The sequence below is a fragment of the Nocardia sp. NPDC056064 genome, assembly GCF_042266925.1.
Lineage (GTDB): Bacteria > Actinomycetota > Actinomycetes > Mycobacteriales > Mycobacteriaceae > Nocardia.
The window spans coordinates 1,423,475-1,447,758 of record NZ_JBHJWO010000001.1 but is presented as its reverse complement, the minus strand read 5'-3'; the positions used below and the strand labels follow the sequence as shown (position 1 = coordinate 1,447,758).

Annotated in this window: 24 protein-coding genes; 14 read left to right on the top strand and 10 right to left on the bottom strand. The window is 70.3% G+C overall.

Annotated elements, in window-relative coordinates:
• Positions 1-3 precede the first annotated feature (3 nt).
• The gene (locus ACFC06_RS06615; protein WP_375928546.1) at positions 4-498 is read right to left on the bottom strand and encodes a cupin domain-containing protein; all 495 of its coding nucleotides are present in this window, start codon (positions 496-498) and stop codon (positions 4-6) included.
• 65 nt (positions 499-563) lie between these two features.
• On the opposite strand from ACFC06_RS06615, the gene ACFC06_RS06610 reads away from it, so the two are divergent.
• Positions 564-1,064, top strand: coding sequence for a MarR family winged helix-turn-helix transcriptional regulator (locus tag ACFC06_RS06610; protein WP_375928544.1), 501 nt, complete (start codon positions 564-566; stop codon positions 1,062-1,064).
• A 16-nt stretch (positions 1,065-1,080) separates the two neighbouring features.
• Here ACFC06_RS06610 and ACFC06_RS06605 read toward each other — a convergent pair whose 3' ends face one another.
• The 3 genes from ACFC06_RS06605 to ACFC06_RS06595 all read right to left on the bottom strand — a co-directional run bounded on the left by ACFC06_RS06605 (position 1,081) and on the right by ACFC06_RS06595 (position 7,657).
• Positions 1,081-4,104 (bottom strand): protein kinase, encoded by a 3,024-nt coding sequence (locus ACFC06_RS06605; protein WP_375928542.1) that lies wholly within the window; start codon positions 4,102-4,104, stop codon positions 1,081-1,083.
• A 38-nt stretch (positions 4,105-4,142) separates the two neighbouring features.
• Complete coding sequence (locus ACFC06_RS06600) at positions 4,143-4,709, bottom strand: TetR/AcrR family transcriptional regulator (RefSeq protein ID WP_278264340.1); 567 nt, start codon at positions 4,707-4,709, stop codon at positions 4,143-4,145.
• Between the two features lie 134 nt (positions 4,710-4,843).
• Positions 4,844-7,657: an aconitate hydratase gene (locus tag ACFC06_RS06595; protein ID WP_375928540.1), complete on the bottom strand. Its 2,814-nt coding sequence runs from the start codon at positions 7,655-7,657 to the stop codon at positions 4,844-4,846.
• Between the two features lie 280 nt (positions 7,658-7,937).
• On the opposite strand from ACFC06_RS06595, the gene ACFC06_RS06590 reads away from it, so the two are divergent.
• A complete protein-coding gene (locus ACFC06_RS06590) occupies positions 7,938-8,489 on the top strand; it encodes a DUF6676 family protein (RefSeq protein ID WP_375928539.1) in 552 nt (183 codons plus the stop codon).
• Between the two features lie 325 nt (positions 8,490-8,814).
• Positions 8,815-10,176, top strand: a complete 1,362-nt coding sequence (locus ACFC06_RS06585) for an NlpC/P60 family protein (RefSeq protein WP_375928538.1) — start codon at positions 8,815-8,817, stop codon at positions 10,174-10,176.
• A 7-nt stretch (positions 10,177-10,183) separates the two neighbouring features.
• Here the strand turns inward: ACFC06_RS06585 and ACFC06_RS06580 are convergent, their stop codons facing one another.
• From ACFC06_RS06580 to ACFC06_RS06570, 3 genes are read right to left on the bottom strand one after another with little or no spacing between them, the layout of a single operon-like run.
• Positions 10,184-10,975: an ABC transporter permease gene (locus tag ACFC06_RS06580; RefSeq protein WP_375928537.1), complete on the bottom strand. Its 792-nt coding sequence runs from the start codon at positions 10,973-10,975 to the stop codon at positions 10,184-10,186.
• Complete coding sequence (locus ACFC06_RS06575; protein WP_375928536.1) at positions 10,972-11,739, bottom strand: ABC transporter ATP-binding protein; 768 nt, start codon at positions 11,737-11,739, stop codon at positions 10,972-10,974. The genes ACFC06_RS06580 and ACFC06_RS06575 overlap by 4 nt, the downstream gene beginning before the upstream one ends.
• A 14-nt stretch (positions 11,740-11,753) precedes the next feature.
• Positions 11,754-12,236: a hypothetical protein gene (locus tag ACFC06_RS06570; RefSeq protein WP_375928534.1), complete on the bottom strand. Its 483-nt coding sequence runs from the start codon at positions 12,234-12,236 to the stop codon at positions 11,754-11,756.
• A 269-nt stretch (positions 12,237-12,505) separates the two neighbouring features.
• Here ACFC06_RS06570 and ACFC06_RS06565 point away from each other — a divergent pair, with 269 nt between their 5' ends.
• The 7 genes from ACFC06_RS06565 (at position 12,506) to ACFC06_RS06535 (ending at position 18,890) form a co-directional block, all read left to right on the top strand.
• Entirely contained in the window at positions 12,506-13,672 is a 1,167-nt protein-coding gene (locus tag ACFC06_RS06565; RefSeq protein ID WP_375928532.1) for an AAA family ATPase, read from the top strand.
• Between the two features lie 29 nt (positions 13,673-13,701).
• Complete coding sequence (locus tag ACFC06_RS06560) at positions 13,702-14,652, top strand: DUF58 domain-containing protein (protein ID WP_375935239.1); 951 nt, start codon at positions 13,702-13,704, stop codon at positions 14,650-14,652.
• Complete coding sequence (locus ACFC06_RS06555) at positions 14,649-15,653, top strand: VWA domain-containing protein (protein WP_375928530.1); 1,005 nt, start codon at positions 14,649-14,651, stop codon at positions 15,651-15,653. The genes ACFC06_RS06560 and ACFC06_RS06555 overlap by 4 nt, the downstream gene beginning before the upstream one ends.
• Before the next feature lie 84 nt (positions 15,654-15,737).
• Positions 15,738-16,454, top strand: coding sequence for a 3-oxoacyl-ACP reductase FabG1 (fabG1, locus tag ACFC06_RS06550; RefSeq protein ID WP_375928528.1), 717 nt, complete (start codon positions 15,738-15,740; stop codon positions 16,452-16,454).
• Between the two features lie 74 nt (positions 16,455-16,528).
• Positions 16,529-17,365 (top strand): NADH-dependent enoyl-ACP reductase InhA, encoded by an 837-nt coding sequence (gene inhA / locus ACFC06_RS06545; RefSeq protein WP_375928526.1) that lies wholly within the window; start codon positions 16,529-16,531, stop codon positions 17,363-17,365.
• Positions 17,365-18,414 carry a ferrochelatase gene (locus tag ACFC06_RS06540; protein ID WP_375928524.1) on the top strand — a complete coding sequence of 350 codons (1,050 nt, stop codon included), beginning with the start codon at positions 17,365-17,367 and terminating at the stop codon, positions 18,412-18,414. The genes inhA and ACFC06_RS06540 overlap by 1 nt, the downstream gene beginning before the upstream one ends.
• Before the next feature lie 86 nt (positions 18,415-18,500).
• Positions 18,501-18,890: a hypothetical protein gene (locus tag ACFC06_RS06535; RefSeq protein ID WP_375928522.1), complete on the top strand. Its 390-nt coding sequence runs from the start codon at positions 18,501-18,503 to the stop codon at positions 18,888-18,890.
• A gap of 39 nt (positions 18,891-18,929) precedes the next feature.
• On the opposite strand, the gene ACFC06_RS06530 is transcribed toward ACFC06_RS06535, so the two are convergent.
• The gene (locus tag ACFC06_RS06530; RefSeq protein WP_375928520.1) at positions 18,930-19,745 is read right to left on the bottom strand and encodes a hypothetical protein; all 816 of its coding nucleotides are present in this window, start codon (positions 19,743-19,745) and stop codon (positions 18,930-18,932) included.
• Positions 19,746-19,787: 42 nt separating this feature from the next.
• Positions 19,788-20,609, bottom strand: coding sequence for a DUF3097 domain-containing protein (locus ACFC06_RS06525; protein ID WP_375928518.1), 822 nt, complete (start codon positions 20,607-20,609; stop codon positions 19,788-19,790).
• 99 nt (positions 20,610-20,708) lie between these two features.
• On the opposite strand from ACFC06_RS06525, the gene ACFC06_RS06520 reads away from it, so the two are divergent.
• Complete coding sequence (locus ACFC06_RS06520; protein ID WP_375928516.1) at positions 20,709-21,140, top strand: NfeD family protein; 432 nt, start codon at positions 20,709-20,711, stop codon at positions 21,138-21,140.
• Between the two features lie 3 nt (positions 21,141-21,143).
• Positions 21,144-22,433 (top strand): SPFH domain-containing protein, encoded by a 1,290-nt coding sequence (locus tag ACFC06_RS06515; protein ID WP_375928515.1) that lies wholly within the window; start codon positions 21,144-21,146, stop codon positions 22,431-22,433.
• 85 nt (positions 22,434-22,518) lie between these two features.
• Here the strand turns inward: ACFC06_RS06515 and ACFC06_RS06510 are convergent, their stop codons facing one another.
• Positions 22,519-22,692 carry a hypothetical protein gene (locus tag ACFC06_RS06510; protein WP_375928513.1) on the bottom strand — a complete coding sequence of 58 codons (174 nt, stop codon included), beginning with the start codon at positions 22,690-22,692 and terminating at the stop codon, positions 22,519-22,521.
• A 102-nt stretch (positions 22,693-22,794) separates the two neighbouring features.
• On the opposite strand from ACFC06_RS06510, the gene ACFC06_RS06505 reads away from it, so the two are divergent.
• Together ACFC06_RS06505 and ACFC06_RS06500 are read left to right on the top strand one after the other, a co-directional pair.
• Entirely contained in the window at positions 22,795-23,970 is a 1,176-nt protein-coding gene (locus ACFC06_RS06505) for a hypothetical protein (protein WP_375928511.1), read from the top strand.
• Complete coding sequence (locus ACFC06_RS06500; RefSeq protein WP_375928509.1) at positions 23,967-24,272, top strand: hypothetical protein; 306 nt, start codon at positions 23,967-23,969, stop codon at positions 24,270-24,272. Before ACFC06_RS06505 ends, ACFC06_RS06500 begins: the two co-directional genes overlap by 4 nt.
• The last annotated feature ends 12 nt before the right edge of the window (positions 24,273-24,284 follow it).

Below are 24,284 nucleotides of genomic sequence, written 5' to 3'. Positions count from 1 at the left end.
TGATCAGCGGCGCTGGGCGTTGCGCTCGGCCCACCAGGCGGGCGCGTCGACGAAGTGGTTGTCGAATTCCTCCTGGGCGGCGACGAATTCGTCGTGACCCGCCTCGCCGCGCAGCAGCCGGTCGAGCAGGCGGAAGTACTCGAAGCGCTGCACGCCCGGCATCAGCGCGATGAGGATGCGCGCGCCGCTGTCGGGGGTGGCGCCGAAGGCGTGCGGCATGTGCCGGGGAACGACCAGCGAACCGCCCGCCCCGACGGTGAGGATCTGGTCGCCCGCCATGACCTGCAGTTCCCCGTCGGCGACGTAGAACAGCTCGTCGGAGCGGGTGTGGAAGTGCGGTGCGGCGCCGTCGGCGCCCTGGGTCATGGTGACCTCCAGGGTGCTCACGGCGCCGTCGCTGGCGTTGGCGTCGGTGAGCAGGCGCATCCGGACGGACTCGGTGCCGAGGGTCTCGGCGTCCTCGGGCAGGCAGAGGGCGATCTCGCGGGTGTTCGTCATGACCATTCCGTTCGTCGGTTGATAATTCGCTACCGAACTATATCCCGTCGAATAGAATCTTGTCCATGGATGAACCGAACCCGGATGTGGTGGACGCGATCGTCGCGCAGTGGCGGCGCGAGCGGCCCGAACTCGACCTGGACGCGATGGCGGTGTTCGGCAGGCTGGGCCGGTTGCTCACGGTGGCGACCGCGCGCATCGAAGCCGTGTTCGCCGACCACGGCCTGCAGCGCGGCGAGTTCGATGTGCTCGCGGCACTGCGCCGTTCGGGCGCGCCGTTCGAGCTCAACCCCTCGGTGCTCGCCGACACGCTGATGCTCTCGCGCGCCGGGATGACCGGCCGGATCGACCGGCTCGAGACCGCCGGGCTGGTGCGCCGGATCGCCGACCGGGTCGATCGCCGGGCCGTGCGCGTGGCACTCACCGAGGCGGGCCGGGACCTGGTCGACACCGTCGTGGTGGCGCACACCGAGAACGAGACGGCCATGCTGTCGGTCCTGGCCCCCGCCGACCGCGCGGCCCTGGACCGCATCGCACGAGAACTCCTGCGGGAGTGGGAAACCTGATCGCGCCGGCGGCGGATCAGTCCCAGAGCAGCTCCCAGACGGTGACCGCGGTGGGTTCCCGGGTGATCGCGGTGCGGCCGTCGGCGGACAGCTGGATCTCGGCCAGGCCGGTGAGGGAACGGTAGGTGTCGTCGGACAGTTCGCCGGTGGACAGGTCGAACAGTGTCAGTCCGCTGCGGTACACGAGCGCGAAGGTGCCATCCGCCGCGAGCGCGGCCGCGGCGACCGGACCGGGTGGCAGGGCCGCACCGGTCCGCTCCTGGTCCGGATACCAGACGCGCTGGGAGCCGTCGCGTCCGGTGAGCAAGGCGGTGCGCCCGTCCGCGCTGACCTGCACCCGGTCCACGCCTTCCACGCCGGCCGGGTGTGATCGCCCGTCCACTGTCGTCCTGATCAGCTGACCGTTCGGGTCGACCTCGAGCCGGGACCCGTCGGGCAGCAGAGTCGCCGGGACGGCAGGCGGCCCGTCGGACGGGGTCGTCTCCCGGGTGATGGTGTCGATCCACCACCAGCCCGGGGTGGTGACCCCGTCGAAGTCCCGGGGAGCGAGCACCGCGACCCGGGTGCCGTCGGCGGCGAGGTGGATCCGTTCGCACGACCGGATGCCCAGCGGCCGGGGCCACAGCGTCCGGAATTCGCCGCGCCGGTGGCCGAGGACCTCGCGCCGCAACCGGATCAGCGCGGGGTGGCGCTGCGCGGTCGGCAGCTGGTCGGCCGCGCGCAGGCAGGCGCGTGCCTCGGGCAGTTTCCCGGCGGCGAAGAGCTGCCGGGTCAGGTCGACGGCGGCGCGCACGGCGCGTTGCCGGTGCCGCCACCCCGGCGGTGGCAGCAGCAGGGGTGCCTCGACGCGCCGGGAGACGTAAAAGGTTCGCACCGTGCCGTCCTGTGTCGCGACGACGACCTTCGTGTCCCGGTCGGCCAGGACGGCGTGGGTCACCGGCGGGCCCCCGGTGACCAGGGTGCGCAGAACCCGGCCGGTGGACACCTCCGCGAGGAACACCGCGCCCGTAGCCGTGCCGACCACGGCCAGCGCGCCGTCGGCACCGGTCGCGACGATCGGCGATACCGGATCGGTTCCGGCCGAACGCGGTGGTGTCGCGGGTGCGTCCGCGAGAAGGTGGACCCCTCCGTCGGCGTCGAGGCGCCCGATGGGTGCGCCGAGCCGTTCGGTGGACGCCGTGCCGTGGACCTGGCGGTGATGGGCCGTGGTCAGCAGGCGCTGGGCCATCGGATCGTGGGGCAGCTGCCAGGGGAGCAGGTCGAGGTGCCTGCGCGACCCGCCGCCGTCACACCGTTCCAGCGCGACCGCGCCGAGGAACAGCTCGTACACCGGGTCGAGCGGGTCCGAGCGCTGCGCGTCCAGCACACCCGCCCGCATCTCGAGGTCGGTGATCGCGCCGGTCCTCCAGTCCAGCCGGAGGCGATGGTAGACCGCGTAGGGGTGGGTGGGGTCCTGCTCGACCGCGGCCCTCAGCAGCGCGCGGGCGGTACCGAGCTCACCGAGCTCCAGCCACGACAGCGCCTCGTTGACCACGGCCTCGACCGGACGCCGTGCGGGCGCGGCCGGGCGCCCGCGCGGATAGTCCGCACCGAAGAGCTTGCGGTGGGCGGCGATCAGCCGGTCGGCGACGGCGTTCATGTCGTGCGGCCGATAGGCGTAGGGCCGCAGGCACTGTGCGAGCACCTCGGCGATCTCCGGCGGCAGCGGGGGGACATCCGGTGCGGGACGCGGTGCCGGGCCGGTGCCGTCGACGAGCTGGTCCAGCAGGCGCGGCGCCTCGGTCCCGAGCATCGAGGGGCGGTGCCCGTGGAACATCGCCAGGACCGTCGCGGCCCACGACCACACATCGGTGGCCCGGTCGAGCAGCTGCCGGGTACCGGTGGACCAGGCGTGCTGCTCGGGCGAGCAGAAGGCGGGGGTGTACCCGGCGTATCCGGCGGCTACCGTCCCGGCCAGATCCACCGCCCGGCGCAGGGCCTCGACCTGCCGGGGCGCGCCCACCGTCCACGCCCTGGCCAGGCCGATATCGGTGATCTTGGCGAGCGTGCGGCCGTCGGGCTCGGGCGCGAGCAGGATATTGCCCGGCTTGACGTCCTGGTGCACGAGACCGCACCGGTGCACGTGATCGAGCCCCCACGCGCTCTGGATCGCGATGTCGAGAATCCGGGCGAGCGCGGTCGCGCTGCCCTGCGCGTAGAGCGCGCGGTCCTCGATCGCGTCGGCGAGACTGCCGCCGGGCACCCACTCGGCCAGCACCCGCGGCAACCCGCGATAGCGCGAAACATAGCGGCAGGCCACGACATTCGGGTGCTCGCCGAGTTCGAGCCAGGCGCGCGCCTCGGCCTCGAACATCGGCAGCACCGACGGGTCGGCGAAATGCTCCGCGCGCGGTGCCTTCACCGCGAGATCGACGCCCCAATCGCGGTGGTGGACCCGGTAGACCACGCCCATGCCGCCCGCGGTGATGATCGCGGTGACCTCGTAGCGCTCGTCGACCACCTCGCCCAGCGCCCACTCGTCACCCGGCACCGCCGCCGCCTCCCTGGCGGCGACGACATCGGTGCCGAGCTCGCGCAGGAACGTGCCGACGGTGCCGTCGGGATGGTCGAGCAGGCCCAGGAACAGGTGGACGGCACGGGGATCGGGCGCGCCGTCGCCGGCCGTGGCGCGGGGATCGCCCGCGGCGCGCTCGTGCATCCGGCCCAGGACCAGGGTGGCCTGCGTGTGCGGGCGCAGGCGCGGTTCGTCCTCGTGGCACGGGGTGGAGTGGTCGGCCCGCCAGGTCGCCGCGGCCGTCTCGGCGGCCCGATCGGGATCGATCCCCGCGCGCCACACCATGGCACGGAGTTCGCCGAGTTCCTCGGCCAGTGCGCCGCGGCGCGCGTCGTGGCGGTCCGCGGCGGGCAGGCTCAGCGCGTCACGGCGGCACGCCTGCACCAGGGCCAGCAGCAGAATCCAGGAGGTCCAGTAGGTGCGCATGCCCAGATCACGGGCGGCTCGACGGGTGAGATCGAGGACGAATTCGCGGCTGACCGACACCCCTCACCCTAACCGGAAGGGTTGCGGCGGTGCGGTTCTCAGTCGCGGCGGCGGACCGAGGCCTCGACCAGGTCCAGCACGGCGGAGAGATTGTCGTCGGTGTGGCCGGAGGCGATGCGCGCGATCAGGCCGTCCAGGACCAGATCCAGGTAGCCGAGCAGCACATCGGTGGGCACGTCGTCGCGCAGCGCGCCCGCGGCCTTGCGGCGTTCCAGGCGGGCCAGGGTGGCGGCGGTCAGTTCGGCCGAGCGCTGGGTCCAGCCCGCCCGGAAATCGGGGTCGGTGCGCACGCGACGGGCGATCTCGAGCCGCGTGCCGAGCCAGTTGAATTCCTCGGGGCGGGCGAGCATGTCCCGCATGACCTGCACGATGCCCTGATTGGCCGCGACCTCGGCCATGCGTTCGGCGTCGTCCTTGGCCAGGGCGAAGAACAGCGCGTCCTTGTCGCGGAAGTGGTGGAAGATGGCGCCGCGCGAGAGGCCGATGGCCTCCTCCAGACGGCGCACTGTGGCGCCGTCGTAGCCGTATTCGGCGAAGCAGCGCCGTGCGCCGTCGAGGATCTGGCTGCGGCGGGCGGCGAGGTGGTCGTCGCTGACCTTGGGCATGAGTCCTCCAACGGGAAATACACGGACCCCCGCCCCGGATGTACCGAGACGGGGGCTCTCGCAAGAAGGGCACCCGGAACGGATGCCCGTGCGGTGCAGCATCATTCGATACTGCACCACCGGGATGCGCGGTGTCAGCCGCGGATCATGTTGCGCAGCACGTACTGCAGGATGCCGCCGTTGCGGTAGTAGTCGGCCTCACCGGGGGTGTCGATGCGCACGACCGCGTCGAACTCCACCTTCGAGCCGTCTTCCTTGGTGGCGGTGACCTTCAGCGTCTTCGGGGTGACACCCTCGTTGAGCTGGGTGATGCCCACGATGTCGAAGGTCTCGGTGCCGTCGAGGCCCAGCGAGGCCGCCGACTGACCGGCCGGGAACTGCAGCGGGACGACACCCATGCCGATGAGGTTGGAGCGGTGGATGCGCTCGAACGACTCGGTGATGACGGCCTTCACGCCCAGCAGGCTGGTGCCCTTGGCGGCCCAGTCACGCGAGGAGCCCGAACCGTATTCCTTGCCACCGAGCACGACCAGCGGGATGCCCGCGGCCTGGTAGTTCTGCGAGGCGTCGTAGATGAACGCCTGCGGGCCACCGTCCTGGGTGAAGTCGCGGGTGTAACCACCCGAGACGTCGTCGAGCAGCTGGTTGCGCAGCCGGATGTTGGCGAAGGTGCCACGGATCATGACCTCGTGGTTACCGCGCCGCGAGCCCAGCGAGTTGTAGTCCTTGCGGGCCACACCGTGCGAGTCGAGGTACTGCGCGGCCGGGGTGCCCGGCTTGATCGGACCGGCCGGGGAGATGTGGTCGGTGGTGACCGAGTCGCCCAGCAGCGCCAGCACGCGGGCACCGGTGATGTCGGCGACCGGCGAGGGCTCCATCTGCATGCCGTCGAAGTACGGCGCCTTGCGCACGTAGGTCGACTTCTCGTCCCACGCGAAGGTGTCACCCTCCGGGGTGGCCAGACCCTGCCAGCGCTCGTCACCGTCGAACACGGTGGCGTAGGACTTCTTGAACATCTCCTGGTTGATCGCCGACTTGATGGTGTCGTCGATCTCCTGCGGGGACGGCCAGATGTCCTTCAGGAACACGTCGTTGCCGTCGGTGTCCTTGCCCAGGGCGTCGGCCTCGAAGTCGAAGTCCATGGTGCCCGCGAGCGCGTAGGCGATGACCAGCGGCGGGGAAGCCAGGTAGTTCATCTTCACGTCGGGGGAGATACGGCCCTCGAAGTTGCGGTTACCCGACAGCACGGCGGTGACCGAGAGGTCGTTGTCGTTGATCGCGGCCGAGATCTCCTCGGGCAGCGGGCCGGTGTTACCGATGCAGGTGGTGCAGCCGTAGCCACCGACGTAGAAGCCCAGCTTCTCCAGGTACGGCCACAGGCCGGCCTTCTCGTAGTAGTCGGAGACGACCTGCGAGCCCGGCGCCATGTTGGTCTTGACCCACGGCTTGGTGGACAGGCCCTTCTCCACCGCGTTGCGCGCCAGCAGGGCCGCGCCCAGCATGACCGACGGGTTGGAGGTGTTGGTGCAGGAGGTGATGCCCGCGACCACGACGGCGCCGTGGTCGAGCACGAAGTCACCGCGCTCGGCCGAGCGCACCTCGACCGGCTTGGACGGACGACCGGTGGCACCGTTGGCGGCCGAGTGGGCCGGGGTGTAGGTGTCGTCGGCCGCGGCGGCGGACACGGCGATCGGGTCCGACGCGGGGAAGGACTCCTCGCCCGCCTCGTCCAGCGCGGTCAGTTCGCCCTCGCCGACGTAGTTGCGGATGTCGGAGCGGAACGCGGTCTTGGACTCGCTGAGCAGGATGCGGTCCTGCGGGCGCTTCGGGCCGGCGATGGACGGCACCACGGTGCCCAGGTCCAGCTCCAGGTACTCGGAGTACTCCGGCTCGTGGTCCGCGTCGTGCCACAGGCCCTGTTCCTTGGCGTAGGCCTCGACCAGCGCGAGCTGCTCGTCGGACCGGCCGGTCAGGCGCAGGTAGTTCACGGTCTCGGCGTCGATCGGGAAGATCGCGGCGGTGGAACCGAACTCGGGGCTCATGTTGCCCAGGGTGGCGCGGTTGGCCAGCGGAACCTCGGCCACACCCTTGCCGTAGAACTCGACGAACTTGCCGACCACGCCGTGCTTGCGCAGCATGTCGGTGACGGTGAGCACCACGTCGGTGGCGGTGACGCCCGGCTTGATCTCACCGGTCAGCTTGAAGCCGACCACGCGCGGGATCAGCATGGAGACCGGCTGGCCCAGCATCGCGGCCTCGGCCTCGATGCCGCCAACGCCCCAGCCCAGCACGCCCAGGCCGTTGACCATGGTGGTGTGCGAGTCGGTGCCGACGCAGGTGTCGGGGTAGGCCTGGCCGTTGCGGACCATGACGGTGGGGGCCAGGTACTCGATGTTGACCTGGTGGACGATGCCCATGCCCGGGGGGACGACCTTGAAGTCGTCGAAGGCGCCCTGGCCCCAGCGCAGGAACTGGTAGCGCTCGCCGTTGCGCTCGTACTCGAGCTCGACGTTGCGCTCCAGCGCGTCGGCGCGGCCGAAGACGTCCAGGATGACCGAGTGGTCGATGACCATGTCGGCGGGGGAGAGCGGGTTGACCTTGCTCGGGTCGCCGCCGAGGGCGGTGACGGCCTCACGCATGGTGGCGAGGTCGACCACACAGGGCACGCCGGTGAAGTCCTGCATGATCACGCGCGCGGGGGTGAACTGGATCTCCACGTTCGGCTGCGCCGACGGGTCCCAGTTCGCGATCTCGCGGATGTGGTCGGCGGTGATGTTGGCGCCGTCCTCGGTGCGCAGCAGGTTCTCCGCCAGCACCTTCAGGGCGTAGGGCAGCTTCTCGGTGCCGGGGACGGCCGAGAGACGGAAGATCTCGTAGGAGTTGCTTCCGACCTCGAGCGTGCCCTTGGCGCCGAAGGTATCAATCTTCGTCACGTCAGCTCCACTCATGTGTGAGGGTGTGCCGCCGGCGGGGCTGTGCCGGCGGCTCGCGTCTTCGGAGGGGATCCGGCGCCGTGAGCGCCGGTTTCCTCGCGGTACGAGCCTAACAGTACGCTTGTCCTATGAAATACGCGGGGGCGGTTGTGGGTGCCGTGGCGCCGTGTTCGACCGTGGAGTCGCGTACTGTGCCTGTCGAGCGAGTCGGGGACAGACAGCAGTGACGCTCACCCTGCCATGTTGGACGCCCGTCGCACGCCAGGCGACCGAGGCTCGACAGACCGGATGGAAGATGACCTTCTACACCTTTGCGCCGATGGCCGCGGAACTGCCGCCGAACATTGTGCCGAGCAGTGTCGAATCCGATCTCGCCGACAATCACGTCGCCGCTCCCAAGGGCAAGGACCAAGAGGAACTCGCGGCGATCGTCGCTGCGGCGCGATCCGAGGGGATCCCGCTCAGTGTCGTCGTCGTTCCCGGCAATCCCGGCCACGACTCGAGCCTACGTGACCTGGCCACCCAGCTCGGCGAGAGCACCCACGGAACCGTCGCGGTCTTCAGCGACGACTGGATCGGCACCTACAGCGACAGCATCAGCCGGGTCCGGCTGGAGTGGGCCGAGGACGCGGCCAAGTACCGGGGCAATCATCCCGAGGAGGCCGTGCAGGCCTTCGTCGACCGGCTCGAGCAGCCGGAGGGCACGTCCTGGGGCGTGATCACCGCGATCCTGCTGACCCTGACCGCCCTGGTGATCGCCGGGCTCTACGTCGTGAAGGTCCGGCGCGGCCCGGACACCGAGGACCGGACGCTGTCGGCACACGCCGATGCGGGATCTGCCGGTTAACTGGTTTCCCTTCAGTCACATACCCAGACCTTCGGTCTGTTTATCGCGGGAGAAACCTGTCCTTTGACAGGCTAACTTTGGGCTATCCGCGAATTACGCCCGTGTCGTTCTGGTGCGGATGTTTCCTTTGTGAACTATGTGTCGTACGGTTGCGGTGTTCGCGAGTGGGAATGCAGTGGTACAGGGGGCATTGGTCGACTTCTGTGGTCTGTGGGTGGACTGATGCGCCGGTGACGTGTGTCGAGTCGAGTTACTCGGAGGAGCCGTGCGCGCTGCGGGCAGGCAGGACGAACCCCGTCTCTTACGGATAGCGATCGGTTTGCTGATGGCGCTGGCTGTGCTCGCCGGCGCCGGACCGGTCGCGGCGGTGCCCCCGCCACCGGCCAATCCCTCCGACGGCGAGATCGCCGGAGCGGGCGCCGATGTCGACGCGCGGGTCGGCCGGATCGGCGATCTCATCAACCAGGTCGCCGCCGCCGATCAGCAGCTGCAAGCCCTCGACGACGTGCTCGCCGCCAAGCGCGAGGCCGTCAACCAGGCGCTGGTCGACCTGCAGAGCGCGCGCGACGCCGCCGACGCCGCCGCGGCCGCGGTCGCCGACTCGCAGACCCAGCTCACCGACGCGGGCGCCAAGGTCGACGTGGCCAGGGGCGAGTTCGACCAGGTCGCCACCCAGGCGTATGTGCGGCCGTCGAGCAGTTCGGTGGTCACCTACCTGTCCTCGGCCACCCCCGACGCCGCCATGGACCGCGCGCAGGTGCTGTCGCTGGTGTCGAAGAACCAGCGCCAGGTGCTCGACGACCTGCGCCGCGCCCAGATCGCCCAGGCCAACCAGAACTCCGCCGCGCGCCAGGCCAAGGCCGATGCCGACGCCGCCGCGGGTGCCGCCGAGACCAAGAAGAACGCCGCCCAAACGGCCATGACCGTCGCCAAGACCGAATACGACACCCAGGCCGTGGCCCGCGACAACCTCCAGCGCGACCGCGCCGCCGCCCAGACCGCGCTCGACACCGCCCGCGCCACGGTGGCCGGTCTGCAGAGCCAGCGCGAGGTGTTCCTGGCCTGGGACGACCAGCGCAAGGCCGAGATCACCGCCCTGCTGGCCGCCGCCAACGCCGCCGCGGCCCGCGCCGCCGCCGACCAGGCCGCCCGCGACCGTGCCGCCCAGCTCGGGGAGGGCCAGCGCCCGCACACCCAGCTCGAATCCACCCCCGCCTCGCCCCGCAAGACCAAACCCCGGCCCACCCAGCCCCAGATCGGTGGGTCGGCGGCCGTCGAAACGGTGATCGACCGGGCGATGTCGCAGCTGGGCGTGCAGTACGCCTGGGGCGGCGGCGACGAGGACGGCCCCACCCTGGGCATCCGCGACGGCGGCACCGCCGACGCGCACGGCGACTACAACAAGGTCGGCTTCGACTGCTCGGGCCTGATGCTCTACGCCTTCGCCGGCATCGGCGTCTCGCTGCCGCACTACAGCGGCTACCAGTACAACGCGGGCACCCGCGTCGACGTCGACGAACGCGAGCGCGGCGACATGCTGTTCTGGGGCCCCGGCGGCAGCGCCCACGTGGCCCTCTACCTGGGCAACGGCAAGATGATCGAGGCCCCCGAATCCGGTGACGTCGTGAAGATCTCGCCGGTCCGCGAGGCGGGCATCATGCCCTACGCGGTGCGCGTCGTCAGCTGACGAACCGTCAGTCGGTGGTCAGATCGCGCCGCGACAGCCGCAGCGTCCCGAGCACGAAGAACGCGATGGCGACCAGCGCGAAGAACAGCAGGGCGCCGTTGGGGCTGCCGAAGGCGGGCTTGATCGTCGGATACTGCCCGGCGCCCAGTTCGCCGTTCTTGAACGGCATCCACTGCTGGACCACATTGCCGATCTTCACCGGCAGCATGGCCGTGAACTGCTCGACCCCGAACTTCCACAGCAGCACCGCGCCCACCACGACACCGGGGCGCGGGATGAGCCCGGCCAGACCGATGCCGAGGGCGCTGACGAAGAACGCGAAGACCGGCAGCGCCCACAGCAGCCGCACCCCCGCGGGGGAGGTGAGCTCGACGCGGCCCCACACGTCGGAGAACACCACCGGGAACACCGCGAGCAGCACGAGCACGGTCACCAGCGTGGTCACCGCGGCGATCAGGCCGAACACGACCAGCTTGGCGACCGGTAGCAGCCAGCGCCGGGGTTGCGCGCCGTAGACCAGTTCCGCTGTGGCGTACTTGAATTCGTTGCTGAGCGAGGACACGCCCGCCGACATGAGCACGATCGTCGAGAAGATCATCACCCAGTACCCGGCGTTGTTGGTGTCCATGCCGCCCGCGCCGTTGACCTTGTTCATCCGGGTGGCGACGGCCAGGCTCGCGTTCAGCGCCACCGGCAGCAGCACCGCGATCGGCACGATGGCCGTCCACACCGGGCTGCGCCAGGACAGCTTCGCCGCTTCGCTGCCGATCGCGCGGCCCAGATCCCTTGTCACACTCACTGTTCCGCCTCGTCGTCGCGCGCGCCGGCGCCGCGGTACTCGACGCTGCCCCTGGTCACCGTCGTGTACGCCGATTCCAGCCTGCGCGGCCCGGAACCGAGCGCCAGGGTCTCGTCCCGGTTCGCGTCGGACAACACCCGGCCACGGCCCATGATCACGATCCGGTCGGCGGTGATCTCCACCTCGGTCAGATTGTGCGAGGCCACCAGCAGGGACCGGCCCTCGGCGGCCAGGCCGGTGAGCAGCTCGCGCAGCCACAGGATGCCGTCCACGTCGAGGCCGTTGTCCGGCTCGTCGAGCACGAGCGTCCGCGGGTCGCCCAGCAGCGCGGTCGCGATGCCGAGCCGCTGCAGCATGCCCAGCGAGAACCGCCCGACCGGTCGCCGGGCGACCTCGGCCAGGCCCACCCGCTCGAGCACCGCGTCGGCGTCGGCGGCGGGGACACCGCCGAGGCGGGCCTGCCAGAGGAGATGCTGTCGGGCCGTGTGCTTCGGGTTGCGGGCGAAGGTGTCGAGATTGAATCGGATCTCGCGCATGGGCTCGGCGAGCTCACGCAGCGACCGCCCGTTGATGCGCACCGTGCCCGCGTCGGGAGTCGTCAGACCGGCGATCATGCGCATGGTCGTGGACTTGCCCGCGCCGTTGGGCCCGAGCAGATAGGTGATCGATCCGCCCGGGGCCTCGAAACCGACCTCGCTGACGACGGCTTTGCCGCCGTAGCGTTTGGACAGGCCGGACACGGTGATCATCGGGGAGTGCGTCATCGGACAGGCGTGGTTCAGTAGCCGAAGTCGGGGTTACCGGTGCAGCCGCCCATGCCCTCGCAGGTGGCCTTCCAGTCGACCTTCCACAGGCCGTCCTCGCGGACGTAGGTGTAGGTGCCGCTCGAGGCCGGGAAGCCCGCCATCACACCGGACATCGACGCGGTCATGGTGTTGCCGCTGATGTTCTTGGAGGTCGCGCGCAGCTGGATGGACAGGAAGTCGTAGACCCCGCCCTGGGACAGGATGCCCTGCAGCGCCGGGCCGACGGTCGAGCCGTGGTAGCTGACCTCCTGCTTCGGGCCCATCGGCAGGTTCGGATTCCACAGCGCGGCGAACTGCCCGGCGATGGCGTCGAGCGAGGGGTCCGCGTCGCGCAGGTAGAGGTCGGCGACCTGGGCGTCGCGCACCGAGCGGTCGGCGAGCGCGGGCGCGGCCAGACCGGTCGTCAGCAGGGCGGTGAAACCCAGGGCGGCGAGCACCGCGGCGATCTTCTTCATGACACTTCCTCCGCGAATTCGGAACGGGTGCCGCCGAGAACCTGCGGCGACAATCCGGACGCTACATTTTCAGAATAAGGATAGTCAAACCTAACTACGGTCCGCAGCGGGTTCGACCAGTGCGAACTCGCGCCGTCGAACGGGCGGGCCGCCGCGCACATGCGTAGGGTGGCGGACGAATTCGTGTCCACTCCTGGCCGGTTGCGGCGCGCCGGGCTATTACCTGGAATAGTTGGGGCGGCACGCACAGGACCAAAGCGAAAGCGGGGATGTTGGTGACTTCGACGGAAGGTGTGAGCGGGCCGAAGCTGGCGAAAGACGCCGGTACGGCTGCGACGAGCACCCTGGAGCGTGACGTCCAGACTCTCGAGAAGGCGATCTACGAGGTCAAACGGGTCATCGTCGGTCAGGACCGGCTCGTCGAGCGACTGCTCGTCGGTGTGCTGGCACGAGGCCATGTGCTGCTCGAGGGTGTGCCCGGTGTCGCCAAGACCCTGGCCGTGGAAACCTTCGCCAAGGTCGTCGGCGGGTCGTTCTCCCGGGTGCAGTTCACCCCGGACCTGGTGCCCACCGACCTGATCGGTACCCGCATCTACCGGCAGGGCCGCGAGGAATTCGACACCGAGCTCGGCCCGGTCGTCGCGAACTTCGTGCTCGCCGACGAGATCAACCGCGCGCCCGCCAAGGTGCAGTCGGCCCTGCTCGAGGTGATGGCCGAGCGCAAGCTGTCCATCGGCGGCAAGACCTACCCGATGCCCGATCCGTTCCTGGTCATGGCGACCCAGAACCCGATCGAGAGCGAGGGCGTCTACCCGCTGCCCGAGGCCCAGCGCGACCGCTTCCTGTTCAAGGTCGTCGTCGACTACCCCTCGGTCGAGGAAGAACGCGAGATCATCTACCGGATGGGTGTCACCCCGCCGGAGCCCAAGCAGATCCTGGCTCCCGAGGACATCATCCGCCTGCAGAAGCTGGCCGCCAACGTCTTCGTGCACCACGCGCTGGTCGACTACGTCGTGCGGGTCATCACCGCGACCCGCACCCCGGCCGAGTTCGGCATGACCGATGTGGCCAGCTGGATCTCCTACGGCGCCTCCCCGCGCGCGAGCCTGGGCATCATCGCCGCGGCCCGCTCGGTGGCGCTGATCCGCGGCCGCGACTACGTGGTGCCCCAGGACGTCGTCGAGGTCATCCCGGACGTGCTGCGTCATCGCCTGGTGCTGTCCTACGACGCGCTGGCCGACGAGGTCACCCCGGAAGAGGTCATCAAGCGGGTGCTGCAGACCGTCGGGCTGCCGCAGGTCGCCCCGCAGGCCGTCGGCGGTCAGGCTGCCCCGCAGCAGCCGCCGGTGCCGCAGCCGCCCGCCCAGCAACAGCCTGTGCCGCAGCCGGTGAACGGGCAGCAGTCCCAGCCCGCCGGCCACGCCGGGCCCCAGTGAGTGCTCCGGAACCCGTTGTCCGCGTGACCATGGCGCCGCACGCGCCGCCGTCGTTCCGGGCCGGTGAGCTGACCGATCCGAAGCTGGCGGCCGCGCTCAAGACCCTCGAGCTGACGGTGCGCCGCCGCCTCGACGGCGTGCTGCACGGCGATCACCAGGGCCTGATCCCCGGTCCCGGCTCGGAGCCGGGGGAGGCCCGGCTCTACCAGCCGGGTGACGATGTGCGGCAGATGGATTGGTCGGTCACCGCCCGCACCACCCATCCGCACGTGCGGCAGATGATCGCCGACCGCGAGCTCGAGACCTGGCTCGTGGTCGACCTGTCGTCGAGCCTGGACTTCGGCACCGGCCGGGTGCAGAAGCGCGACCTGGCCATCGCGGCCGCCGCGGCCGTCACCCACCTCACCTCCGGCGGCGGCAACCGCATCGGCGCCGTCGTGGCCACCGGTCAGGACCTGGTCCGCATCCCCGCGCGCAGCGGGCGCCTGCACGCGCAGACCATGCTGCGCGGCATCGCCACCACCCCGCACGCCCGCGACGGCGTGCGCGGCGATCTCAAGGCGGGCATCGAATCGCTGCGCCGCCCGCAGCGCAAACGCGGACTGGCCGTGGTGATCAGCGACTTCCTCGGTGACGTCGACTGGCAGCGGTCGCTGCGCGCCATCTCCGCGCGCCACGACCTGCTCGCCGTCGAGGTGCTCGACCCGCTCGACGTGGCCCTGCCCGACGGCGGCGACGTGGTGCTGCACGACCCGGAATCCGGGCGCACCCGCGAATTCAGCGTCACCCCCACGCTGCGTGCCGATTTCGCGGCCGCGGCCAAGGCCCAGCGTGAGCAGGTGCAGCAGGCGCTGCGCAGCTGCGGCGCGCCGGTGCTGACCCTGCAGACCGATCGGGACTGGATCGCCGATGTGGTCCGGTTCGTGTCCACCCGGCGCCACAGCCTCGGCGCCCCGAGCGGGCGGGTGCCTCGCCAGTGAGTATTTCGCATTTCACGGCCGTCGTCTGGCTGGGTTTCCTGCTCGTCGTCGCGCTGCTGGTTCTCGGCTATGTGCTGGTCCAGCGCGCCCGGCACAAGCGGATGCTGCAGTTCGGCAACATGACCGTGCTCGAGAAGGTGGCGCCCGCGCGGCCCAGCCCGATGCGGCACGCGCCGATCGCGCTGATCCTGGTCGGCCTGATCCTGCTCACCATCGCCGCCGCCGGTCCCACCGCGGTGCAGAAGGTGCCGCGCAACCGCGCGACCGTGGTGCTGGTGATGGACGTGTCGCTGTCGATGGAGGCCACCGACGTGCCGCCCAACCGGCTGCAGGTCGCCCAGAAGGCCGGTAAGGAGTTCGTCGACGGGCTCACCCCCGGCATCAACCTGGGTTTCGTGACCTTCGCGGGCACCGCCTCGGTGATGGTCTCGCCGACCACCAACCGCGAGGCCGTCAAGCACTCCATCGACAACATCAAACTGGCCGAACGCACCGCCACCGGCGAGGGCATCCTGACCGCCCTGCAATCCATCGACACCCTGGCCGCGGTACTCGGCGGCGCCGAGACACCCCCGCCCGCGCGTGTGGTGCTCATGTCCGACGGCAAGCAGACCGTGCCCGACGACAAGGACGTCGACAACCCGCGCCACGGTTTCACCGCCGCCCGGCTGGCCAAGAACAAGGGCATCCCGGTCTCGACCATCTCCTTCGGCACCGAATGGGGCACCGTCGAGATCCCGGATTCCGACGGCAAGGGCTCGCAGCGGGTGAAGGTGCCGGTCGACAACGATTCGCTGCAGGAGATCGCCAAGCTCTCCGGCGGCGACTTCTACACCGCCTCCTCGCTGGCCGAACTCACCGCCGTCTACGACACCCTCGAAGAGCAGATCGGCTACGAGACCACCCGCGGCGACGCGAGCAGGCCCTGGCTGCTGGCGGGCATGCTGTTCGTCACCGCCGGTGTCGTGGTGAGTTTGCTCTATCGTCAACGCCTGCCCTAGCACGCACCGCCCCGCGTTGTGAGTCCTCGCAGTGCCGCGACCCTGACGCGGGGCCCACGAACTGGAACAGATAGGTTGGACCCTATGTCGAACGTCACATCCCGGTCGGTCCTGGTCACCGGCGGTAATCGCGGTATCGGTCTCGCGGTGGCCCAGCGCCTGCTCGCCGACGGCCACAAGGTCGCCGTCACGCATCGCGGATCGGGGGTGCCCGAGGGTCTGTTCGGCGTGAAGTGCGATGTCACCGACAGCGATTCGGTCGATCGTGCCTTCACCGAGGTCGAGGAGCACCAGGGTCCGGTCGAGGTGCTGGTCGCCAACGCGGGTATCACCGACGACACCCTGCTCATGCGGATGACCGAGGAGCAGTTCGAGAAGGTCATCGACGCCAACCTCACCGGTGCCTTCCGCGTCGCCAAGCGCGCCAACCGCGCCATGCTGCGGGCGAAGTGGGGCCGGATGATCTTCCTCGGCTCGGTCGTCGGCATGATGGGCCAGGCAGGCCAGATCAACTACGCCTCGTCCAAGGCCGGTGTCATCGGTCTGGCCCGCTCGGTGACGCGCGAACTCGGCTCGCGCAACATCACCGCCAATGTCGTCGCGCCCGGCTTCATCGAAACCGATATGACCGCCGATCTGCCCGCGGACATGAAGGACATGGTCGAGAAGTACATTCCGCTGCGGCGGGTCGGCCAGCCCGAGGAGATCGCGGCCGTGGTCAGTTTCCTCGCCTCCGAGGACGCCCGCTACGTCTCCGGTGCCGTCATCCCGGTCGACGGCGGCATGGGAATGGGCCACTGATCCGCTAAGGATCACCCCGCGCCACCGACAAGGTGGCGGCACACCACACAGATCTCAGGGAGAACCGAAAACTCATGGGCGGACTGCTCGAAGGCAAGACCATCCTCATCACCGGCATCATCACCGACTCGTCGATCGCGTTCAGCGCGGCCGCGGTCGCGCAGGAGCAGGGCGCGAAGGTGATCATCACCGGCATCCCGGAGCGGCTGCGGCTGATCGACCGGATCGCCAAGCGCCTCCCGCAGGAGGTGCCCCCCGCGATCCCGCTGGACATCACCAACGAGGAGAACCTGGGCGCGCTGGCCGACGCGCTGCGCGAGCTGGCCCCCGAGGGCATCGACGGTGTGCTGCACTCGATCGCGTTCGCGCCCAAGACCCTGATGGGTCCGGACGCGGTGCCGTTCCTGGAGGGGCCGGGCCCCGATGTGGCCAAGTCCTTCGAGATCTCCGCGTGGAGCTACGCCTCGCTGGCCCGCGCCGTGCTGCCCGTGATGAACGAGGGCGGTTCGATCGTCGGCATGGACTTCGATCCGCGCGTGGCGATGCCGTACTACAACTGGATGGGCGTGTCCAAGGCCGCGCTCGAGTCGGTGAACCGGTACGTGGCCCGGGAAGTGGGTTACGCCAAGAAGATCCGCTCCAACCTGATCGCCGCGGGTCCGGTGAAGACCCTGGCGGCCAAGGCCATCGCCGGCACCGCCACCGACGACGCCAAGCAGCTGCGTCAGCTCGACGAGTACTGGGACGGCGCCTCGCCGATCGGCTGGGACGGTGCCGACGCGCGTGTCGTGGGCAAGTCGATCGTGGCGCTGCTCTCGGACTGGCTGCCCGGTACCACCGGCTCGATCATCTACGTCGACGGCGGCGCCAGCCACAACATGTGGTTCCCCGAGGGCTTCACCGCCAACTGATGCCGGACGCGCTGCTGCTGCTGTCCTTCGGTGGCCCCGAGGGTCCCGAGGACGTGATCCCCTTCCTGGAGAACGTCACTCGGGGCCGCGGGGTACCCCCGGAACGGCTCGCCGAGGTCGCGCAGCACTACCTGCATTTCGGCGGGGTCTCGCCGATCAACGCACTCAACCGCGAAATCATCGCCGCGCTCGAGGCCGACCTGGCCGCGGCCGGGCTGGACCTGCCGGTGTATTTCGGCAACCGCAACTGGCATCCGATGGTCGAGGAGACCGTCGCCAGGATGACCGCCGACGGCGTGCGCTCGGCGCTGGTCTTCCCCACCTCGGCGTGGGGCGGCTACTCGGGCTGTCGCCAGTACGACGAGGACATCACCCGGGCGAGGGCCGCCGTCGGCGCGCAGGCCCCCGAGCTGGTGAAACTGCGCCAGTACTTCGACCACCCGCTGCTGATCGAGTCCTTCGCCGACGCGATCACCGCCGCCCTCGCGCGGCTGCCCGCCGACCGCCGCGACGGGGCGCGCCTGGTGTTCACCGCGCACTCCATCCCGGTCTCGGCCGACATCTCGGCGGGCCCGCCCGCCGACGGTGGCCGCCTCTACAGCAGGCAGGTCGCCGAGGCAGCCCGATTGTGTGCCGCGGCAACCGGTTTCACTGACTACGACGTGGTGTGGCAGTCGCGCTCGGGCCCGCCGCAGGTGCCCTGGCTCGACCCCGACATCGTCGACCATCTCGACGTGCTGCACGGCAAGGGCGTCGACGCGGTGGTCGTGTGCCCGGTCGGTTTCGTCTCCGATCACCTGGAGGTGATCTGGGACCTCGACAACGAGGCCGCCACCCGCGCCGCCGAGCTCGGCATGGCCTTCGCGCGCGCGGCCACCCCCGGCACCGACCCGCGGTTCTCCCGGATGATCGTCGAGCTGATCCAGGAGCGCACCGACGCCGGACCGGTCCGCGAACTGGGCACCGTGCCCGGCTACGGCTGCACCGCCGACGGCGCGCTGTGCGCCCCCGGCTGCTGCGAGCTGCCCGCGCGCCCGGCCCGGCGCTGAACACAACCGGATAAACATTCGCCGGGTACCCCCAGCCGGGGGAGTAGGCTTTCCGGAGTTGTGCTCGACAGATCGGAGGACTTCCGATGCGATCGACAGCGCCCCGATACGGCCTGGTGCTCGTGCTGGCCGCCGCGGCCCTGGGCCTGACCGGCTGCGGCAAGGAATCCGGCTACGAGACCGAGCCGCCCGCGCCCACCGAACCCACCATCTCGCAGGCCTCGGTCGACGAACTGTGCGGCATCCTCGGCGGCCAGCGCGGCACCTGGCGGGCGCTGGGCCCGGAGGTCGCCCGGGTGGCCTTCACCGGTGCCATGAAGCTGTGGACGGTCCAGGACACCGTCGCCAATGCCGCGCTGTCCTACAACCGTGATGTCGTCGACACCGTCACCGACCGGACCTGCCCGGTCATCCGCGCCGACACCCTCGCCGTGCTCGCGGTCCCGACCCTGCGCACCGCCCTCGGCGGATTCTGAACCGCGGCAAACCGATTCACGGCGTGCGCCCTCGGGTGGTCAGCCCAGCGGCCCCGTCGCGGCGTGCACCGCCACCAGGCGCGCCTGGCGGATGGTGTTCCACAGCGGCCGCAGCAGCGACTCGTGCGATTCCAGCGCGCTCGCCGAGGTGGGCGAGGAGGCGGGCTCGTGCTGGGCGACGGTGAGAATCGCCGCCACGTGATCGGCGGTGTCGAGAATGCGCTTGGCGCGCAACGGGATCGAGTCGGGGTAGGCGTGCCGGGAGTAGGCGGCCAGCTGGGCTTCGATCTGTTCGCGCGGATCGGCGTCGCCTGCGCCGAGCGCGGTGGTGTGCAGTCGCATGAGCGCGTCGGCGGCGTCGCGGACCGATTCGCGCATGGTGTACTCGGCCTCGCCGAGGGACATGTCCGGGCCGCCGACCTGCGGGATGTTCGCGCTGTACACGGTCCACTGCAGGGTTTCGTCGTCGTCCCACTGCGGGATCAGCCCGGTGCCCTCCTGGCCGGGCACGCCCAGCAGCAGACCTTCCTCGGCGTCGATCGCGTCGGCGGCGAAGGCGGTGCCGACCGGTAGTCCGCGCACGTCACCGGGGGCGGGCAGGACCAGTCGCAGGGTCGCGCCCGCGGGAGCCATCGCTTCGCGGATCACCTTGAGCAGCGGCATCGCGCCGGACCCGGAGCCCGCCTCGTGCGAGGTCCACGGCAGATCGGTGCGCCCGCCGGTGACCGGGTCGCCCGCGGCGATGGTGTGCCGGGAAGCCCAGGCGTGCAACGCTTCCAGCACGTCGTCGGGCGCGCTGGTCCCGGCCAGCCAGGAGCCGGCCCACAGCGTCAGCGTGGCACTGGGAGAGCACATAATCATCGAGCATAAAGGTTCGTCGCGTGCCCTGCGCCGGGACTACTCGGGTTCGGTCACGAAGTCGATGAGCCGCTCCACCGCGCCGATCAGCGGCGATTCCAGGTCGCGGAAGGAGTCCACCGCGTCGTAGACGCGCCGCCAGCCCTGCTGCGGGGTGCCCCAGCCCAGCCGCGCGCAGACACCGGTCTTCCAGTCCTCCCCGCGCGGCACCGTCGGCCAGGCCTCGATGCCCACCGCGGCCGGGCGCACGGCCTGCCACACGTCGATGAACGGATGCCCGGTGACCAGCACGTGCGGGCCCAGACCGGTGGTCAGCTGGGTCTCCTTGGACCCGGTCACCAAGTGGTCGACCAGCACGCCGACCCGCGCGCCCGGCCCCGGCCCGAACTCGGTGAGCCGGGTGCCCAGATTGTCCAGGCCCTCCAGATGCTCGACCACCACACCCTCCACCCGCAGGTCGTGGCCCCACACCCGCTCCACCAGCGCCGCGTCGTGCACGCCCTCGACCCAGATCCGGCTGGTGCGCGCGACCCGGGCCCGCAGGCCCTCCACGCGGGTGGACCCCGAGGCCGAGCGGGCCGGCTGCTTCGGCGTGGCGGTGGGTTTCACCAGCGTCACCGGCTTGCCGTCGATGAGGAATGCCGCCTCCCGCAGCGCGAAGAGCCGGACCGTGCCGCGCCCGTCCTCGAGTTTCACGAACTCACCGTCGTAGCTGCGGTCGAATCCCACTACGGCACCGCAGAATCCGCTCGCCGCGTCCTCCACCACCAGGTCGCGCTCGGCGACCACGGTCGGTGCCGGGGTCTTCCTGGTGCGCTGATGTCCGGAAAAGATGTCGCCGTACCCGCCGCGTGCACTCACCCCCCGAAGCTACCGCGAACTGTCCACCGGCCCAACGCAGCACCGGGGGCGTTTCCTCTTGTCCGGCCGCAACGGTGTCCGAGACGGTACGGTGGTGGGGTGGCCGCAATAGTCTGGCTGATCGCGGGCATCGTGCTCGCGGCGGCGGAAATGCTCACCGGGGATCTGACGCTGCTCATGCTCGGTGCGGCCGCGCTCGGCACCGCGGGCGTCAGCGCCGCCGCGGATCTGCCGCTGTGGGGTGACGCGCTGGTCTTCGCCGCGATCGCGGGGGTGCTGTTCCTCGGGGTCCGCCCGGTCCTGCGCCGCCGATTCGGCACGCCTCCACCGATTCCGACCAATGTCGATGCCCTGACCGGCAAGTCGGCCCTGGTGCTCGAGGAGGTGGCGGCGCATTCGGGGCAGGTGAAGCTCGGCGGTGAGGTGTGGACCGCGCGTCCGCTGGATCCGAGCGAAGTGTACGAACCCGGAGTGACCGTCTACGTGATGAAGATCGACGGCGCCACCGCTGTCGTCTGGAAGGGTCCTTAAGCAATGGTTGCCTTGATCGTGGCCGCCGTCCTCGTCCTGCTGGTCGTGGTGGTGGTCTTCAAATCGATCGCGCTCGTGCCGCAGGCCGAGGCGGCGGTGATCGAACGCCTCGGGCGCTACTCGCGCACGGTGTCCGGTCAGCTGACGTTTCTCGTGCCGTTCGCCGACCGGGTGCGCGCGAAAGTCGATCTGCGCGAACGTGTCGTGTCCTTCCCGCCGCAGCCGGTGATCACCCAGGACAACCTGACCCTGCAGATCGACTCGGTGGTCTACTTCCAGGTCACCAGCCCGCAGGCCGCGGTCTACGAGATCAGCAACTACATCGCCGCGGTCGAGCAGCTCACCGTCACCACGCTGCGCAATGTGGTCGGCGGGATGACGCTGGAGGAGACACTCACCTCGCGCGACCAGATCAACAACCAGCTGCGCGGCGTTCTCGACGAGGCCACCGGCCGCTGGGGCCTGCGGGTGGCCCGGGTGGAGCTCAAGTCCATCGATCCGCCGCCGTCGATCCAGGAATCGATGGAGAAGCAGATGAAGGCCGACCGCGAGAAGCGCGCGATGATCCTCACCGCCGAAGGCACCCGCGAGTCGCAGATCAAGACCGCCGAGGGCGCCAAGCAGGCGCAGATCCTCTCCGCCGAGGGCGCCAAGCAGTCGGCGATCCTCTCGGCCGAGGGTGAGCGCCAGAGCCGCATCCTGCGTGCCCAGGGTGAACGCGCCGCCTCCTACCTGCAGGCGCAGGGCCAGGCCAAGGCCATCGAGAAGGTGTTCGCCGCGATCAAGAACGGCAAGCCCACCCCCGAGCTGCTGGCCTACCAGTACATGCAGACACTGCCCATGGTGGCGCGCGGCGACGCCAACAAGGTGTGGCTGGTGCCCAGCGATTTCGGCAAGGCGCTCGAGGGCTTCGCGCAGAACTTCGCCACCAAGGGCGAGGACGGCGTCTTCCGCTACGAGCCGTCCACCGAAGAGGTGGCGCCGGTCAAGATCGAGGACGACTCCGACGTCGCCGACTGGTTCGAGACCGCCTCCGACCCGAAGATCGAACAGGCCGTGCGCGCCGCCGAGGCCACCGCCCGCACCCCGGTCGACAGCCTCGACGCCCCCCGCCCCAAGCCGACCGCCCCCGTCGAGCCCCCGCCGCCGCTCCCGGTACCACCCCCGATCGCCCCCCAGCAACACCCGGCCCCACCCCAGCAACACCAGCCACCCCCACCACCCCAGCCCCAGCCTCCCCACCGCCCGGAGGACCCCTACGGCCGCCCCTGGCAGCCACCCCAACACGGCTGACCCAACCTCGACCGGCCCCGATGCACCTCCGCATCGGGGCCGTTCGACGTTCTACGCCATTACCTCGCCGACTCGGCCGAAGCGTTTACCGGTTCGACATGGGCCCCGCCGTGCCCATCAGGTGTCGGCGCAGCGTGATGCGGTGGTCGCGCACAGGCAGGATCACCGGTTCGGAGCCCGGCTGGAAACGCTCCGCCGCTGCACGCGCGGCGGCGATGTCGTCACCGAAGTTGACCACCAGCTCGAAAATGATTGCCATGCAAGCCTCCCCGTTTCCGAGACGGTAGCGCGGGCGAGGGCAGGGGAGGGCTCCGGGGTCCGAGGGCGGCGAAGGGCCTTGTGGCGCAGGTATCTTCGTGGGATGGGACGTGGGCGCCGGGCGGCGTGGGGCGGGCGTGGGGTTCGGTGGGTGGTCGCGGTCGTGGTTGCCGTGGTGGTGTCGGTGGCGGTGGTGAGCGCGGTGCCCCGGTGGTGGTGTGGGCGGGATGCCGACGAGTGGTTTCTGGGGGAATCGGGGCGGGTGCGGGCGTTGGCCGAGGAGATGGTGGCGTTCGAGGCCGAGGACGATCGGTGGCGGGCCGGGGGTGGGCGTGACCGGGTGGTCGGGATGTGGGGGCTGCTCGCGCATCAGATGACGGCGCTGGGTCTGGCGCAGGTGTCGCTGGCGCGTCCGGAGTGGGCGGCGCGGTACGGGCCGGTGGTCACCCGCGCGGCGACGAAGAGTCTGCTGCCGCAGTTGCGGTTCGAGTTCACCGACGCCTGGCACGGCCGGGACGGGCTGGCGGAGCTGGACAGCATGGACGGGCACGCCTACCTGTCCTATCCGGCGCTGGCGCTGGGCATGGCCCGCCTGGTGGACCCGGCCTTCCCGCCCGACCTGGCCGCTCGCCACGACGCGCTGATCGCCGCCTTCGAACGCCGCCTGCTCGCCTCGCCGACCGGGCTGCTCGACACCTTCCCCGGCGAGGCGTACCCGACCGACGTGGCCGCGGTGGCGGCGGCGATCGCGGTGCACGGCCGGGTCACCGGCACCGATCACACCGCGGTCCTCACACACTGGGCCGAACGGGTCCGTGCGGTGCAGATCGACCGGCCGACCGGGCTGGTCATCCAGCGCATGGGCACCGACGGACGCGCCCACGACGCACCCCGCGCCTCCGGAACCGGATTGGCCGCCTATTTCGCGGGCTTCGCGGACCGGTCGCTGGCCGAGGAACTGGCGAAGGGCGTGTTCGGGCAGGAACGCACCGTGCTCGGTTTCGGCGCGATCGACGAATACGGCGACGGATACAGCGGTCCGGGGGACATGGACAGTGGCACCCTGATTCTCGGAATATCGGTGTCGGCCACCGGATTCGCGCTGGCCCCGGCGCGCGCTTTCGGCCACCGTGACCTGTTCACCCGCCTGTTCCGCACCACCGACCTGTTCGGCCTGCCGCTGCAGAGCGGGGACCGCGCGCGATTCGCCACCGGCGGCGCGATCGGCAACGCTCTGCTGCTGGCCTTCCTGACCTCAGGCCCGGAGCTGGCCCGATGAACGCCACCCTGCTGCGCACCGGGTGGCGCGCGATCCGCCTGCCCGTCGTCCTCGTCGCGGCCTATCTCGTGCTGCGCGTGGTCGTGTCGGCCCTGTCCGCCCGGCACGGCTTCGGCTCACCCGACGGTCTGAGCCCGGTGTTCGTCTTCGCCGCCGCGATGCTGGTGGTGTTGCGCGTCGTGCTGCTGGTCGTCGTCCCGACGGTGCTGATCTGCCGAGTGGTGATGTGGACGGTCGACCGCTTCGTGCGGCACCCGAAGGGGCGGACGGCAACCGCCGAAGCCACGGCAGTCGATGGTTGACAGCGCCGGAAT

What these genes read in the sequence shown, in the direction of transcription:
- ACFC06_RS06615 (WP_375928546.1), bottom strand. Translation starts at nt 498, where the DNA reads ATGACGAACACCCGCGAGATCGCCCTCTGCCTGCCCGAGGACGCCGAG.
- ACFC06_RS06610 (WP_375928544.1), top strand. Translation starts at nt 564, where the DNA reads ATGGATGAACCGAACCCGGATGTGGTGGACGCGATCGTCGCGCAGTGG.
- ACFC06_RS06600 (WP_278264340.1), bottom strand. Translation starts at nt 4,709, where the DNA reads ATGCCCAAGGTCAGCGACGACCACCTCGCCGCCCGCCGCAGCCAGATC.
- ACFC06_RS06595 (WP_375928540.1), bottom strand. Translation starts at nt 7,657, where the DNA reads ATGAGTGGAGCTGACGTGACGAAGATTGATACCTTCGGCGCCAAGGGC.
- ACFC06_RS06590 (WP_375928539.1), top strand. Translation starts at nt 7,938, where the DNA reads ATGACCTTCTACACCTTTGCGCCGATGGCCGCGGAACTGCCGCCGAAC.
- ACFC06_RS06585 (WP_375928538.1), top strand. Translation starts at nt 8,815, where the DNA reads ATGGCGCTGGCTGTGCTCGCCGGCGCCGGACCGGTCGCGGCGGTGCCC.
- ACFC06_RS06575 (WP_375928536.1), bottom strand. Translation starts at nt 11,739, where the DNA reads ATGACGCACTCCCCGATGATCACCGTGTCCGGCCTGTCCAAACGCTAC.
- ACFC06_RS06570 (WP_375928534.1), bottom strand. Translation starts at nt 12,236, where the DNA reads ATGAAGAAGATCGCCGCGGTGCTCGCCGCCCTGGGTTTCACCGCCCTG.
- ACFC06_RS06565 (WP_375928532.1), top strand. Translation starts at nt 12,506, where the DNA reads ATGTTGGTGACTTCGACGGAAGGTGTGAGCGGGCCGAAGCTGGCGAAA.
- ACFC06_RS06560 (WP_375935239.1), top strand. Translation starts at nt 13,702, where the DNA reads ATGGCGCCGCACGCGCCGCCGTCGTTCCGGGCCGGTGAGCTGACCGAT.
- fabG1 (WP_375928528.1), top strand. Translation starts at nt 15,738, where the DNA reads ATGTCGAACGTCACATCCCGGTCGGTCCTGGTCACCGGCGGTAATCGC.
- inhA (WP_375928526.1), top strand. Translation starts at nt 16,529, where the DNA reads ATGGGCGGACTGCTCGAAGGCAAGACCATCCTCATCACCGGCATCATC.
- ACFC06_RS06540 (WP_375928524.1), top strand. Translation starts at nt 17,365, where the DNA reads ATGCCGGACGCGCTGCTGCTGCTGTCCTTCGGTGGCCCCGAGGGTCCC.
- ACFC06_RS06535 (WP_375928522.1), top strand. Translation starts at nt 18,501, where the DNA reads ATGCGATCGACAGCGCCCCGATACGGCCTGGTGCTCGTGCTGGCCGCC.
- ACFC06_RS06530 (WP_375928520.1), bottom strand. Translation starts at nt 19,745, where the DNA reads ATGTGCTCTCCCAGTGCCACGCTGACGCTGTGGGCCGGCTCCTGGCTG.
- ACFC06_RS06515 (WP_375928515.1), top strand. Translation starts at nt 21,144, where the DNA reads ATGGTTGCCTTGATCGTGGCCGCCGTCCTCGTCCTGCTGGTCGTGGTG.
- ACFC06_RS06510 (WP_375928513.1), bottom strand. Translation starts at nt 22,692, where the DNA reads ATGGCAATCATTTTCGAGCTGGTGGTCAACTTCGGTGACGACATCGCC.
- ACFC06_RS06505 (WP_375928511.1), top strand. Translation starts at nt 22,795, where the DNA reads ATGGGACGTGGGCGCCGGGCGGCGTGGGGCGGGCGTGGGGTTCGGTGG.
- ACFC06_RS06500 (WP_375928509.1), top strand. Translation starts at nt 23,967, where the DNA reads ATGAACGCCACCCTGCTGCGCACCGGGTGGCGCGCGATCCGCCTGCCC.